We start from the raw sequence: 11,414 nt of genomic DNA, 5'->3' as shown, positions 1-11,414 counted from the left end.
GGAAGGCGGAGTTTCCCGCATGGCAACAGACGACAGCGTCCAGTCGGTGCGCAGGGCGATCGGCCTGCTCGGCTGCTTCGGGGGCGGTGACGCCTCGCTCGGCCTGTCCGACCTGGCGCGCAGGATGGGGCTGTCCACCTCGACCACCCACCGCCTGGCCAGGACGCTGGCCGCCACGGGCTTCCTGGAGCAGGAGGCGCGCACCGGCCGCTACCGGCTGGGGACGTCCATCACGGAGCTGGGGCAGCTCTCCTTCCACCGGCGCGGCCTGCACCGCATCGCCCCCGAACTGGCCGAGCTGGCCCGCATCACCTCCGCCACCGTGGACCTGGCCGTCCGCAACGACCGGCACGCGGTCATCCTGAGCGGCGGCTCGCTCAACCCCGACAGCGGCGCCGGGCTGCGCCGCCCCCTGCACTCCACGGCGCTGGGCAAGGTGCTGCTGGCCTGGGACCCGGAGGGCAGCGCCGACCTGGAGGCGCTCGGCCCGCTGCCGGCGCTGACCGGCCGCACCATCGTGGACCATGCCGAACTGCGCGAGGAGCTGGTCCGCGTGCGCGAGTCCGGGTACGCGCTCAACGACCGGGAGTCGGGCGACGGCATCCGCACCGTCGCGGTGCCGGTGCTCGACCGGCACAACCACGTCCGCTACGCGCTGGCCGTGCGCTCCACGCCGCTGGTCATCAGCGACGCGCGGATCGACTGGTTCGCCGCGCACGCGCGGGCCTGCGCCCGCGCGCTGGAGGTGCTGCTGATCCCACCGGCCGAGCGCCGCCTGCGCCCCTCCGCCTGAGTCACGTCTTCCGCCGGTTCCTGCCGCGGCAGGCGGCGCCGTACCGGACGACGGTGGTGACGCGCAGGCCGAACTTCAGCGGCGGATGCGCCGGCGTTCCAGGACGGAGATCTGGTGACGCAGGACGAGAAGCTCCACGTCCGTGTCCCGGTCGCCCATGGGTGGTGATCGCAGCGCGGCGAAAGCGTTCGTGACGGTCAGGTAGGCCAGGCGAAGCACATCCATGACCTGGGCGGATGTAGCCATCGGCATGCGCAGTGTCCGTCCTGCACCGCAGCCCCGATAGTCAGCGGTCCGGCAGGTCCAGCAGGTCGAGGAACGCGATCGCCGCCGGGGTGCGTCCGACGCCGCTCCAGATGAGGTACTCGACGCGCATGGGAGCGTTGGTGATCTCGATGGTGGCCAGACCGGTCAGGTGGGGGACGTAGGCCGAGGGCAGCAGCGCGATCGCCAGCCCCTTCCGCACGAGCCGGGCCATCATGAAGTCCGCGGTGGTGACCTCGAACGCGACCTCACGGCTCAGACCCGCGGCGGCGAACGCCTCGTCCGACTGCGCCCGCGCGGCCGAGTGCGGGGGCAGGTCGATGAAGGTCTCGGTAGAGAGCCGGGCGAGGTCGACGGCCGGTTCGCCCACCAGCGGGTGGTCGGGGGCGACGACGGCGACCAGCCGGTCCCGGGCGAGTTCACGGGCGTTGACGCCCACCGGTCGCGCGCTGGTGGGCAACCCGAGGAATGCGACCTCGATCCTGCCCTGTCTGACCTGCTCGGTGAGTTCTTCGCTGCCGCCGACCCGGATGTTCAGCTGGACCTGGGGATATCTGTCGCGGAACCGGCTCAGTGCGTCGGGGATGTCGACGGCGGCCACGGTGGGGATGAGGCCGAGGGCGAGCCTGCCGCGCACCTCGCCGGTCACCGCGGCGACGTCGGCGGCCGCCCGCTCCGCGGCGTTGAGGCTCTCGCGGGCCGCGGCCACGAACGCCTTCCCGGCCGGGGTGATGCGCACGTGGCGGCTGGTGCGCTCGAACAGCCGCGCGCCCAGTTCTCGTTCGAGGCTGGCGATCTGGCGGCTCAGCGCCGACTGGACGACCAGGCACTGCTCCGCCGCCCGGGTGAAGCTGTTCGTCTCGGCGACGGCGAGGACGTAACGCATCTGCTGGAGTTCCATGGATCAATGATGCTTCGGCATCGCTGAAGTGACAACAATGCGTTGGACTCATCGCCGGCGCGCCGCAAGACTCGAGTCGTGGCAAGGCCACCATCGGAACTTCGGAGGTGAACGGATCGTCATGGCCAATGCGCCAGAGAAAGTGACCGCGATCGACGTCTGGGTCGATCCGCGCTGTCCGTGGGCGTGGATCACGTCGCGGTGGCTGCTGGAGGTCGAGCGGGTCCGGCCCGTGCGGACACGGTTCCACATCATGAGCCTCTCGGTGCTCAACGAGAACCGGGAGGTGCCGGAGAAGTACCGGCAGGCGCAGATCGAGGGCTGGGGTCCGGTGCGGGTGTGCGTCGCCGCGGCGCAACAGTACGGGGAAGCGGTGCTGCGCCCGCTGTACGAGGCGATGGGAGCGCGGATTCATCTCGAGGGCGCCGGGCTGGGCCGGGACATGATGCTCGCCGCGCTGCGTGCCGTCGCCCTGCCGGACACGCTTGTCGACGCGGCGGAGGACACCCGCTACGACACGGCGTTGCGCGCCGGCCACCACGCGGGGATGGCTCCGGTCGGCGGCGAGGTGGGCACCCCTGTCATCCACGTTCCCGGTCCCGCCGGCGACCGGATCGCCTTCTTCGGTCCCGTCATCACCCCGGCGCCGCGCGGCGAGGCCGCGGGCGCGCTCTGGGACGGCGTCGTCACCGTCGCCGCGACGGACGGGTTCTTCGAGCTGAAGCGCGGCCGCGACCGCGAACCCAGCTTCTCCTGACCTCGCACTCTTCCCCGCTCGTGCGGGGACGTTCGTAAGGACACGTATGACCACTGTCAGTACTGAATCACGCTCACAGTTGCGGGCGTGGCTGGGCGTCGCGGCCATCACCGCGAGCCTGTTCGTCTTCGTCACCACCGAGCTGATGCCCGTCGGGCTGCTCACCCCGGTCAGCGCGGGACTGTCCGTCTCCGTCAGCCTCGCGGGCATGATGGTGACGCTGTACGGCATCTCCGCGGGCGTGGGGGTGCCGTTCCTGGTCGCGTGGAGCCGTACGGTGAACCGCCGTGCTCTCCTCGCCATGCTGCTGGTGATCATGGCTTTCGGCAACCTCGTCACGGCCGTGTCGCCGAGCTTCCCGATCGTCCTGGCCGCCCGGCTCGTCACCGGGTTCGCACACGGCGTGTTCTGGGCGATCGGCGTCGCCATGGCGATGCGGCTCGTCCCCGGCGAGAAGGCCAGCAAGGCCGCCGCGGTCGTGCTCTCCGGCATGTCGATCGCCACCGTCGTGGGCATGCCGCTGGGCACGCTCATCGAGAGCCTCACCGACTGGCGCACCACGTTCCTCATCTGGAGCGGCCTGAGCCTGGCCGTGCTCCTCGCCGTCGTGCTCACGCTTCCGTCGCTGCCGTCCCAGAGCGCCATCCCGGTGCGGGAGGTGTTCGCGCTGCCGATCCGGAACGGGCGGCTGCGGGTCGTGATGATCACCGTCGCGCTGTACGTGCTCGGGCACTTCGGGGCGTACACGTTCATCCGCCCCTTCATGGAGCAGCGTGCCGGGGCGTCGGCGGCGTGGGTGACCGGGCTGCTGATCGTCTTCGGGGTCGGCGGCGCGGTCGGCAACTTCGTCGCCGGACACACGGTCAACAAGAACATGCGCGCGACGTTCGTAGGCGCCTGCACCGGGCTCGTCGCCTCGCTGCTGCTACTCCTGGTGATCGGCGACAGCCCGGCGGGTCTGGCGGTCGCCGTGGTGATATGGGGGTTGTCCTTCGGCGCCGCCAACCTCTGTCAGGTCAACATGATGCTCGCCGCGGCCCCGGACACCTTCGAGGCCGCCATGTCGCTCAACACCATGGGCTACAACATCTCGATCGCGCTCGGCGCGCTGCTGGGCGGGCTGTTCGCGGACGGCTTCGGGACCACGGGCGCGGTGTGGTTCGGCGTCGCGCTGACGGCGACCGCACTACTGACCGCCTTCAGCTCGCACCGCGACGCCGCGCACGCCTGAGAGGGGCACACGTGAACACCAGCACGCACAACGGGGCGATCCGCGTGACGGCACTGGACCACATCGTCCTGAACGTCGAGGACGTCGACCGCTCGCTGCGGTTCTACAGCGACATCCTGGGCCTCGAGGCCGAGCGGGTCGACAAGTGGCGCCGCGGCCAGGTCTCCTTCCCTTCGGTCCGTATCGACGCGGCCACGATCATCGACCTCGTCGAACGTCCGCGCGGGGAGTCCAACGTGGACCACATCTGTCTGGTCGTGGCGCCGCTCGACTGGCCGGCGGTCATCGACGCCGGAGTGCTCGACGTGGTCCAGGGCCCGGTTGTCCGCTCGGGCGCCCGCGGCGACGGCCAGTCGATCTACGTCCGCGACCCCGACGGCAACACCGTCGAACTCCGCTGGTACCCCCAGGACCTCGACCAGCCCCCGCTCGACGGCGAGCTCGTGCGTGACCCGGCGACCCGCGAGCGGGCCGCGGCGGACTTCGGTCACGTCGTGCACACCGTCCCCGAGGCGGTGCTCCGCCCCGGCTCGGTCGCCGACGTCGCCGCCGTCGTGCGGTGGGTGGCCGGCGCCGGCAGGCAGGTCGCTGTTCAGGGCGCGCGGCACTCGGTGTACGGCCGGTCCCAGGTCGAGCGCGGCGTTGTCGTCGACATGTCCGGGCACAACACGATCCACCATGTCGGCGCGGACCGGATCGTCGTCGACGCGGGCGCGACCTGGCGCAACGTCCTCACGGCCGCGCTCCGCGACGGCCGCACCCCACCGGTCCTCCCCGAGTACCTCGACCTGACGATCGGCGGCACCGTCACCGTCGGCGGCGTCGGCGGCACCAGCTGGCGGCACGGCGTCATGAGCGACTCCGTGCTCGCGCTCGAGGTCGTCACCGGCGACGGACACGTCCGCACCTGCTCACCCGACGAGCACCCGGACCTGTTCGACGCCGTGCGCGCCGGACTCGGCCAGGTGGGCGTCATCACGCGGGCGACCCTGCGACTGACGCCAGCGCCAGAGTCCGTCCGCAGGTACCAGCTCCTCTACTCCGACCTCGACGCGATGCTCACCGACCAGCGCCTGCTCCTCGACGAGGGCAGATGGGACTACCTCCAGGGCCGCGCCGTCCCCGGCCGGGAAGGCGGCTGGACCTACCTCGTCGACGGGGCGGCGCTGTTCTCCGGCGAGGTGCCCGACGACGACGCCATGCTCGCGGGACTCGCCGACGACCGCGCGAAGGCGACCATCGGCACACACGACTACCGCACCTACACCGACCGGTTCACGCCCCTGGAGAACGCCCTGCGCGACGCCGGGCGCTGGGATTCCCCGCACCCATGGCTGTTCACCTTCATCGGGGCGTCCCGCGCGGGTGCGGTCCTGGCCGAGACGCTCGCCGGGCTCACCGTCGGCGACCTCGGCGACCACGGCGTCGTCTCGGTCCTGCCGCTGCGGACGAATGCCGTACGCAGCCCGCTGTTCCGGCTCCCCGCGGAGCCGGTGGCGTTCGCGATGAACCTCATGCGATATCCGACACCGGGCCCCGCCGACATGGTCGCCGCCATGGTGGCCGATAACCGCGCCGTGTATGAGCGGGTCGTCGCGGCGGGCGGCATGCTCAACCCGGCCAGCGCCCTGCCCATGTCCGCCCGCGACTGGCAGGCCCACTTCGGTCCGGTGTGGGACCGGCTCGCCGCCGCCAAGCGGGCGTATGACCCCGGCCGCGTCCTCACCCCCGGCTACGAGGTTTTCCCGAGGCAGGACGGGTGAGGAGTTTTGCCCAGGAACCGGCACACCGGGTACTGGCAGAGACCGGATGGCCACCGATCCGGTGCCGGCGGTCAAGCTGGGAGCACTGCTTCGATACGGACCTCCAGCCGCGATGACCATGGGCTGCAGTCCGTGGAGGCCCGGCTGGCGCGGCGGACCTGCCCAGGGCCTGGCGCGCGCCTACTCCTCAGCGGCCCATGCCGCCGCTGCACGTGCCGTCCTCATGGCGGGCCCTGATTTGTGCACACTGGGCGTCCATTCGGGCGTGTGCCCCGGGAGCGGCGGGTGGCCTCCTCGCCGCGCGCCAGCGGCTCCGGTGGTCCAGCTCGACGGCCGCCGGGGTCGCCTGCACCAAGGTTCAGGCGCGCACGGCCCGAACCTAAGCTTGGTCCTTGATGCCGCTACCTGGCGGCTGAGGACAGGTTCGCGAGCGGGGGCCAGGATGGGCCGCGCCACGGACTAATCACCCACCTATGGACATATGGGTGGTTATCCCTGGATGATTCCCCCGTGAAGATCAAGAAACTGCTTCCCGCCCTCGCGGCGTCCGTCCTTGCCCTGTCTCTGACCAGCGTCCCGGCGCAGGCGTCAGCCGCGACGGGTTACGTGGTCGCCACCACCGTGGGCGGCGGAAGCGTCTACGGCGAGGCCCACCTCGGCCCGAGCGGCGGGCAGACGTACCTGAAGGTCCAGGACTTCACCGACCTCGGCAACTGGCGCATCAGGGGCAGCATCGAGAAGTACTACCGCGGCGAATGGGTCCAGGTCGTCGCGTGCACGGCGAAGGACACCTACTCGACGACCTGCTACGCGAGCATCCCCGTGGGCACGCTGGTCAGGTCCCATGTGTGGGCGTTCCTCAACAACACTGTCCGCTACCACGGCTACAGCCCCTCGACCCGCGTCTGACGAATGCGGTGCGGCCCCAGCTTCCCGGCCGGGGCCGCAGCCGGTCGAGGGCGCGGAGGTCGCGCCGGCAACAGGCATGACGTCACACAGCGCCCATCGCGATGGAACGGGCAGAGAGTCCGCTCGTGACTGATGTACCTTCTCCGGCCGGACGATTCGCCGTGGCGGAGAGGCAGACACCGCGTGCGACGATCAAGGTGGGGGAGTGGCGACAATGACGGAATTCATGGCGTCACTTCTGAGAATCTTCGATCAACAGAACTTCGTCGGCGCCCCGAAGTATCTCGGCCAAGTAGACGGCAAAGACATGTTCACCTATATCGCGGGTGACGTCCCTGAGAAGTTCCCGGCCCCAACAACGCGGTCTTCCGGAACGGAATGCCGGTTGCGTTCATCGACTTCGAGCAGGCCGCTCCGGGGGGCCGCCTTGAAGACGTCGCGTACATGGCCTGGACCTGGTCCATCTCATCGAAACAGGCCGTGGCGCTGGAGGACCAGGCGGGAACGCCACTTCGTCTACGAGCACCGTGCGGTCTTCGAGGGGGCACTGGCCTGACGGCTGACGGGTGGGCCGCTGATGAAGGCGACAGCCCGTCGGGCGCAGCCGAGCAGGCGCGCGACGACGCTCTGCCCGAGCGGAGCAGACCCTGGCCGAGCACCGGACGCGCCGGTTGCCGCCGGGCTGGTGCTGCCCCGAGCCGGCTGACCTCAGCGGCGACCTCGGCGACGGCGTACGCGGGGTGAGGCTGCCCGAGGCGAGCGTTGCCGTCGCCCGGCTGCTGGACGGCGCCGTGGTGCTGCACCACCAGGGCCGGCAGATCCGGCGAGGACGAGCACACCGCCCTCACGGCTGCGCCCTGGCCGTCGGCCTGCTCGTCCTCTTCCACGACGCCCATGAGCACCTCCGCCGAAGCGGAACGCTTCCCGATGAGCACTGACAAGCCCCCCGCCGGCTGCGGTCTCCGCCGAAACGGCCCATGCAGCCCGAACCAGGGATGACTCCTGGCCGAACGAGCCGTCGTCACGGATGCCCCACTGCCACGCAGGGCAAGATCCCGTGACCGCGGTGCACGGCGACCTCGACTCCGACAGACTCGCCCGCATGCTCGGCATCCAGATCGACGTCGCCGTCGCCTGGCAACCAGCCTCCGGCGACTGGACGACCTACGCCGCCAGCGTCAGCCGCCGAAGGAAGGACTCATGAAAGCATCGATAACGGTCGCGCAGATCCCCATCACCTGGGACATCGCAGAGAATCTGTCGACCATCGCGGCGGTCCTGGCCGACAGCCAGCCGGACGAGATCGTTGTGCTCCCCGAGGGCGCCCTGTCGGGTTACGGCTCTGACCTGTCGGTTCTCCGCCATCTCGACCCCACGACGCTCGCCCGCGCCATCGACGATCTCGCCACGTTGGTGCGTGCGAAAGCGGTGCACCTGTTCTGCGGCTCGCTGCTGTTCGAGCACGGCGCCTGGTGGAACGCCGCCCTCTACCTCTCGCCACACGGCACCAGATGGACCTATCGGAAGATCAATTTGGCGATGAACGAGCGCGGCCTGCTGCAGGCCGGATCCGAGCTCCCCACGCTCCAACTTCACCTGGCCAACGGCCCTCTCACCGTCGGCGTCCAGCTCTGCCGCGAGATCCGCTTTCCCGAACAGTGGCAGTACCTGGCCGACGCAGGAGCACAGGCTTTCATCTACCTCACCCACGCCGCCAACCTCGCCGAGCCGGCTGGAGTTTGGCGAAGCCACCTGATCAGCCGGGCCGCAGAGAACCAGCGGTTTGTCTTCGCGGCCAATGTCGCCGATCCTCACCAGCACTGCCCCAGCATGATCATCTCCCCTCGCGGAGAGAGCCTCGCCGAGGTGCCCGCCACCGGCAAGGGCATGCTGCGGGCGACCATCGACACGGACGAGGCCGCCGACTGGTATCTCGGCCAGCGGAGGCGCGACGTCGTCCACCTTCGCTACCAGAACAGGCCAACAGGGCATGCATTCGGACGGTTTTGATATCCCCAGTGCGGGAGTCGCGAGGCCGCCGACCGGGTCGCCACGCTGCAGTTCGACCGGCACGGCAACCGCATCCGGCGGCAGGCCAAGGCGCTGCTGGGCGCTGATGCCAGTACCGGGAGCGAAGTACATGCCAAGCCTCGGGACGTGGAGCCTGAGGTCGGCAGCCAGAGGACCCCGATCCCGCCCTCTCAGCGTCGGCGTCCAGCTCTGCCGCGAGATTCGGCTCGAGTTCTGCTCAAGAGGCCCTCTTCGGCTCGCGTCAGCGGCTGCACACCGTCTTCGCGCCATTCGAGTCAGGTGTCACTCGTGTCCGGGCGTGCCGCTGTGGTGCAGGTGACCGTACAGGAAGGCGTGGACGCCCGCGGTGACCGTCTCGGTGATCTTCTCGGCGGACAGGGTGGTGTGATGCGCCGGCAACCCGGCTGAGACCAGCAGGAGCAGGTGTAGCGCCGCGCGGTCGGGGTCGTCGATGCGGAGCATCCCTTGGTTCGCCAACCGCCGCAGGTGGGCGGCCAGTTCGCGGCGGACCCGCCGTGGTCCGGTCTCCTGCCAGGCGTCGATGGCTTCCTTGGGGATGTGGTCCGCTTCGGCGTTGATCTGTCTGACCAGGGAGAAGTGGGCGGCGCTGTCGGGCCTCGGTGTCACCCAGTCCCGTCCGAAGTCGATGAGGTCGGTCTCCACGTCGGTGACCTTGCGCAGGTGGCGGTCGATGATCGCGATCTGGATGTCGGCGGCCTGTTCGGCGCTTTCCTGGATCACGACGCGGAACAGTTCGGCCTTGTCGGTGAAGTGGTTGTAGATGGTCCGGGTGGACACTCCTGCCTCGGACGAGATCGCGTCCACGCTGGCGCGGGTGTATCCGTCGCGGGCGAACACCGTCAGGGCGCCGTCCAGGATCGCCTGCCGTTTGCCGGTCGGCCCTCGGCGAGGGCGGGGTGTCGTGCTGTCTTCCGTGGTCATATGGGGCCTTCCAGCAATTTGCAAGGAGCGTTGTAATTTTTGCCATACACGTTGTACTTTACCTCGTGTCGCACCCGGGCGGCACCTTGTGAGGAGAGCCACGCATGATCAGGATCGCCATTGTCGTCGGCAGCACCCGTCCGCGGCGCCGGACCGCCGTAGCGGCCCGCTGGGTCGCCGAAGTCGCCGCCCATCACCCCGCCGTCATGGCGGGCCAGGCCGCCTTCGAGGTCGTCGACCTGGCCGAATACGGCCTGTCGGTACTGGACGAGCCGCTGCCCGCCCTGTTCGGCGACTACCGTCACCCGCACACCAACCGGTGGGCCGAGACCATCGCCTCCTTCGACGGGTTCGTGTTCGTCACCCCCGAGTACAACCACTCGGCCCCGGCCGCGCTGAAGAACGCCATCGACTTCCTGTTCGCCGAGTGGAACAACAAGGCCGCCGGGTTCGTCAGCCACGGCGTCCACGGCGGCGTGCGCGCCGTGGAGCACCTGCGGCACGTCATGACCGAACTCCAGGTCGCCAACGTGCGCACCCAGGTCGCGCTGTCGGCCTTCACCGACTTCGAGATCACCGACCCGGCCGAGCCCGGCACCCTCGCCCCCGGCCCGCACCAGGAGCCGGCCCTGAACGAGTTGCTCGACGAGGTCATCGCCTGGTCCCGGGCGCTGCAGCCGCTGCGCCAGGAAACCGGTCAGGCGGTGAGCGCATGAGCATGCGATACCGGCTGCTGGGCCGTACCGGACTGCGGGTCTCGGAGGTCTTCCTCGGCGCGATGACCTTCGGCGAGGAAGAGATCGGCGCCTCGCCCCAGGAGGCCCGCCGCATCGTGGACCTGTACGGCGAGGCCGGCGGCAACCTCATCGACACCGCGAACTTCTACTCGGGCGGGCGTAGCGAGAGCATCCTCGGCGAACTGCTGACCGGCCGCCGTGACAGGTTCGTGCTGGCCAGCAAGTACACCGTCGCACGCGACGGCAGTGATCCCAACGCCGCGGGCAGTCACCGCAAGAACCTCACCCTGTCCCTGGAAGCCAGCCTGCGCCAGCTGCGTACCGACTATCTCGACCTGTACTGGGTCAATCTGTGGGACCGGCACACCCCGATCCAGGAGACCATGCGGGCGCTGGACGACGCCGTCCGCGCCGGGAAGATCCTCCATATCGGCATGTCCGACGCGCCGGCGTGGGTCATCGCGCAGGCCAACACCCTGGCCGAGTGGCGCGGCTGGACCCCGTTCGCGGCCCTGCAGGCTCCTTACAGCCTGCTCAACCGGGACATCGAACGCGAGTTGCTGCCCATGGCCCAGACGCTCGACCTGACGGTCGCCGCCTGGGGACCGCTTGCCCACGGCGTCCTGTCGGGCAAGTTCACCTCCGCCGGTGGGCCGCAAGCCGGCACGCGGGTCAGCCCGCGCTCCCTCGGAGCCCGCGAGCACGCCGTCGCCCAGGCCGTACGGGAGGTCGCCGACGAACTCGGCGCCACCTCCGCGCAGGTGGCCATCGCCTGGACCCGGGCGCGATCGTCCGCCGTGCACCCGATCCTGGGCGCCAGGAACGCGGCGCAACTCCAAGAGACCCTCGGCGCCCTGGACCTCACCCTGCCCGACCACGCCGTACGACGCCTGGAGGCGGCCACCGACTTCACCCTGGGCTTTCCCGGCGACTTCCTCGCCCAGGCCGGCCAGGCGGTGTTCGGCGAGGCCTCGGCCAGGCTCGATGGAAGACCTCTGCCATGAGCGAAGAACGCGGGCCCGCGGCCGCCGTCCATCTGGTGGCCGGCGTTCGCGGCCATGGGCACCTCCGCCGGCCGGGACCTCG

At 70.1% G+C, this 11,414-nt stretch carries 13 protein-coding genes and 1 pseudogene; 11 read left to right on the top strand and 3 right to left on the bottom strand.

All coding sequences use genetic code 11. The features are described 5' to 3' along the window. The first annotated feature begins 19 nt into the window (after positions 1 to 19). Positions 20 to 793 carry an IclR family transcriptional regulator gene (locus ABZ459_RS18635; RefSeq protein ID WP_357971488.1) on the top strand — a complete coding sequence of 258 codons (774 nt, stop codon included), beginning with the start codon at positions 20 to 22 and terminating at the stop codon, positions 791 to 793. Between the two features lie 75 nt (positions 794 to 868). Here ABZ459_RS18635 and ABZ459_RS18630 read toward each other — a convergent pair whose 3' ends face one another. Then, positions 869 to 1,018: a hypothetical protein gene (locus ABZ459_RS18630; RefSeq protein WP_357971487.1), complete on the bottom strand. Its 150-nt coding sequence runs from the start codon at positions 1,016 to 1,018 to the stop codon at positions 869 to 871. 61 nt (positions 1,019 to 1,079) lie between these two features. After that, positions 1,080 to 1,958, bottom strand: coding sequence for a LysR family transcriptional regulator (locus ABZ459_RS18625; protein WP_357971486.1), 879 nt, complete (start codon positions 1,956 to 1,958; stop codon positions 1,080 to 1,082). 121 nt (positions 1,959 to 2,079) lie between these two features. Between ABZ459_RS18625 and ABZ459_RS18620 the strand changes: the two genes are divergently transcribed. The 8 genes and pseudogenes from ABZ459_RS18620 to ABZ459_RS18585 all read left to right on the top strand — a co-directional run bounded on the left by ABZ459_RS18620 (position 2,080) and on the right by ABZ459_RS18585 (position 8,628). Then, positions 2,080 to 2,715 carry a disulfide bond formation protein DsbA gene (locus ABZ459_RS18620; RefSeq protein WP_357971485.1) on the top strand — a complete coding sequence of 212 codons (636 nt, stop codon included), beginning with the start codon at positions 2,080 to 2,082 and terminating at the stop codon, positions 2,713 to 2,715. 46 nt (positions 2,716 to 2,761) lie between these two features. Continuing rightward, the gene (locus ABZ459_RS18615) at positions 2,762 to 3,946 is read left to right on the top strand and encodes an MFS transporter (RefSeq protein ID WP_357971484.1); all 1,185 of its coding nucleotides are present in this window, start codon (positions 2,762 to 2,764) and stop codon (positions 3,944 to 3,946) included. An 11-nt stretch (positions 3,947 to 3,957) separates the two neighbouring features. Continuing rightward, positions 3,958 to 5,709 carry an FAD-binding protein gene (locus tag ABZ459_RS18610; protein WP_357971483.1) on the top strand — a complete coding sequence of 584 codons (1,752 nt, stop codon included), beginning with the start codon at positions 3,958 to 3,960 and terminating at the stop codon, positions 5,707 to 5,709. A gap of 510 nt (positions 5,710 to 6,219) precedes the next feature. Beyond that, positions 6,220 to 6,618, top strand: coding sequence for a hypothetical protein (locus ABZ459_RS18605; protein WP_357971482.1), 399 nt, complete (start codon positions 6,220 to 6,222; stop codon positions 6,616 to 6,618). A gap of 363 nt (positions 6,619 to 6,981) precedes the next feature. After that, positions 6,982 to 7,362, top strand: a pseudogene (locus tag ABZ459_RS18600) (hypothetical protein); the annotation flags it as partial. Beyond that, positions 7,290 to 7,556, top strand: coding sequence for a hypothetical protein (locus tag ABZ459_RS18595; RefSeq protein WP_357971481.1), 267 nt, complete (start codon positions 7,290 to 7,292; stop codon positions 7,554 to 7,556). The pseudogene ABZ459_RS18600 and the gene ABZ459_RS18595, both read left to right, overlap by 73 nt. Positions 7,557 to 7,675: 119 nt before the next feature. Continuing rightward, positions 7,676 to 7,822 carry a hypothetical protein gene (locus ABZ459_RS18590; protein ID WP_357971480.1) on the top strand — a complete coding sequence of 49 codons (147 nt, stop codon included), beginning with the start codon at positions 7,676 to 7,678 and terminating at the stop codon, positions 7,820 to 7,822. After that, entirely contained in the window at positions 7,819 to 8,628 is an 810-nt protein-coding gene (locus ABZ459_RS18585; RefSeq protein WP_357971479.1) for a carbon-nitrogen hydrolase family protein, read from the top strand. Before ABZ459_RS18590 ends, ABZ459_RS18585 begins: the two co-directional genes overlap by 4 nt. A 303-nt stretch (positions 8,629 to 8,931) precedes the next feature. Here the strand turns inward: ABZ459_RS18585 and ABZ459_RS18580 are convergent, their stop codons facing one another. Beyond that, positions 8,932 to 9,591: a TetR/AcrR family transcriptional regulator gene (locus ABZ459_RS18580; protein WP_357971478.1), complete on the bottom strand. Its 660-nt coding sequence runs from the start codon at positions 9,589 to 9,591 to the stop codon at positions 8,932 to 8,934. 104 nt (positions 9,592 to 9,695) lie between these two features. On the opposite strand from ABZ459_RS18580, the gene ABZ459_RS18575 reads away from it, so the two are divergent. Next, positions 9,696 to 10,307 carry an NAD(P)H-dependent oxidoreductase gene (locus ABZ459_RS18575; RefSeq protein WP_357971477.1) on the top strand — a complete coding sequence of 204 codons (612 nt, stop codon included), beginning with the start codon at positions 9,696 to 9,698 and terminating at the stop codon, positions 10,305 to 10,307. Beyond that, positions 10,304 to 11,332, top strand: a complete 1,029-nt coding sequence (locus ABZ459_RS18570) for an aldo/keto reductase (protein WP_357971476.1) — start codon at positions 10,304 to 10,306, stop codon at positions 11,330 to 11,332. The genes ABZ459_RS18575 and ABZ459_RS18570 overlap by 4 nt, the downstream gene beginning before the upstream one ends. Positions 11,333 to 11,414 lie beyond the last annotated feature (82 nt).

Origin of the sequence: Nonomuraea sp. NPDC005692 (assembly GCF_040631115.1) — a bacterium.
Classification (GTDB): domain Bacteria; phylum Actinomycetota; class Actinomycetes; order Streptosporangiales; family Streptosporangiaceae; genus Nonomuraea.
Note: the sequence above shows the minus strand (reverse complement) of the source record. Positions and strands in the feature narration are given on the sequence as shown.